Source organism: Caldimonas tepidiphila (assembly GCF_003569765.1).
In the GTDB taxonomy this organism is placed as follows: domain Bacteria; phylum Pseudomonadota; class Gammaproteobacteria; order Burkholderiales; family Burkholderiaceae_C; genus Caldimonas; species Caldimonas tepidiphila.
On the sequence record NZ_QXMG01000186.1, the window covers coordinates 1 to 777 of the forward strand.

Genomic DNA, 777 nt, shown 5'->3' on the forward strand with positions numbered 1-777 from the left:
CATAACTCCGCCCGGGGTCAGGGGAAGCTCCCCCTCAATTCATTTGTGCAACAGAGCCTTTCACGGGCTCCGACGACAAGATCGTGGCGATGTACCGATCCGCGATATCCGGGGCTTCCTGGCCGAGCAGTACGCCACCGAGTGGTCGCCGGAGTTCATCAGCTTGGTCACGGAGGCTTTGTTGCAACAAAGCCCTTTTCAATCACCCGTGCCGCTTCCCCGAGGATATCGGGGAGAACAGGCTGCTGTTACTGAATTTGAATCCGTGCCTCGCTGATGACTTTCCGCCACCGAGCGGATTCGCTCTCTGAGAAACTGCGGAACTGAGCCGCGTTCACGGGAAACGGCTCACCCCCTTGCGCTGCGATCCAGTCCGCGGACTCTTTCGTTGCCAGCGCTCGAGAGAATTCCTTGGAGAGGCGGTTGATTACCTCGACCGAACTTCCCTTGGGCACGGAAAGGCCGAACCACTGCTGAACGATCACGGAGGGGTACCCCTGTTCAGCTGTCGTCGGCACATCAGCGATGACGGGATAACGGCCGGGTCCCGCGATGGCCAGTATCTTCAGCTTGCCGGTTTTCCGATGTTGCTCGGCCGTGCCCGCCGGAACGATCATCATGTCGACGTTTCCTGCGATCAGAGCGGTCACTCCCGGCCCCGCGCCTTGATAGGGCACATGCAGCATGTCGATGCCGGCCTCGGACTCGAACAGTTCGGTGGGCTTTGTTGCACAAATGGCAGCGAGGGCGCCGGGCGGGGCGTGGCTTGACAGCGCC

At 60.9% G+C, this 777-nt stretch carries 1 protein-coding gene and 1 pseudogene; one reads left to right on the forward strand and one right to left on the reverse strand.

The annotated features are described in order from the left end of the window. Positions 1 to 59: 59 nt before the first annotated feature. Positions 60 to 190: pseudogene (locus D3A59_RS26600) on the forward strand (IS256 family transposase); the annotation flags it as partial. A gap of 58 nt (positions 191 to 248) precedes the next feature. On the opposite strand, the gene D3A59_RS25025 reads toward D3A59_RS26600, so the two are convergent. Beyond that, positions 249 to 777 (reverse strand): tripartite tricarboxylate transporter substrate binding protein (locus D3A59_RS25025; RefSeq protein WP_170162399.1); only part of this gene is annotated, 529 nt, incomplete at its 5' end.